This is a genomic window from Bowmanella yangjiangensis (assembly GCF_017255015.1).
Taxonomy (GTDB): domain Bacteria; phylum Pseudomonadota; class Gammaproteobacteria; order Enterobacterales; family Alteromonadaceae; genus Bowmanella; species Bowmanella yangjiangensis.
On the sequence record NZ_JAFKCS010000316.1, the window covers coordinates 1 to 924 of the forward strand.

Here is a 924-nt window from a genome sequence, read left to right on the forward strand (position 1 = left end):
ATTACGTTGCCAAGTCGCAGGTGACTGCTGGTCTGGCCGATATCCGTGGTGGTGTGACTGCTTTTGAAGAAATTATTCAGTCCGGCGCTTCGCGTCCAACCACTGCTGCAGATATTGGTCTGCAGGCTAGCACTGCTCGTTGCACTATCACTATCACCGGTACCAGCGGCTCTGAAGAGATCTCTTGTGCGCTGAAAGGTAACCCAAAAGTCGCATCCAAGACTGTTGATCTTGTGCGTAATAGCTCCGGTGCTTGGAACTGCGTAGTTGACACTACTGTTGATAGCAAATATCGCCCGGCTGGCTGCAACTAATCGCCTTAGCGGTTAACCAGCTACAGATAAACCCCGCTGCGGCGGGGTTTGTTTTGCCTGAGTGCAAGCGGCACTTTCATAACAACTCATACAGGTATCTGTCATGCAATACGCACGAGGCTTTACGCTGATCGAGCTGATGATTGTTGTGGCAATAATTGGTATTTTGGCGGCCATTGCCTTGCCGGCCTATCAAAATTATGTAGCCAAGTCCCAGTTGGCTGCTGGTCTATCGGATATTGCCGGTGGTCGTCCGTCTTATGAGGCTTTAGTGGTAACCGAGAATGTCAGTAGCTTTAACCTGAGCGATATTGGCTTAGTGAGTGAGACCTCACGCTGTACCGTCAGTATGAATTATGACAGCGCCGACGGTACTGGCGACATCACTTGTACGGTTAAAGGCAGCCCGATAGTCAATGGTAAAACTATTCAGTTAGTACGCTCCAGTTCCGGCGCTTGGAAATGCCAAGTGGATGCCTCTATCTCCGCTATTTATCATCCCCAAGGTTGCGCCCATTAAGTACTAAGGATAGTCCATGTTCACCTCTCGCCTTTTGCTTCGGTTCTATCTGTCGCTGGCGCTGTTTATTGTCGCGCTGGCCGCATTCTG

The 924-nt window shown here is 50.2% G+C and carries 2 protein-coding genes; both read left to right on the forward strand.

All coding sequences use genetic code 11. The features are described 5' to 3' along the window. A partial coding sequence (locus J0A65_RS24260; RefSeq protein WP_206596826.1) for a pilin occupies nt 1–314 on the forward strand: 314 nt, incomplete at its 5' end. Nucleotides 315–417: 103 nt separating this feature from the next. Beyond that, nucleotides 418–834, forward strand: a complete 417-nt coding sequence (locus J0A65_RS24265) for a pilin (RefSeq protein WP_152487868.1) — start codon at nt 418–420, stop codon at nt 832–834. Nucleotides 835–924 lie beyond the last annotated feature (90 nt).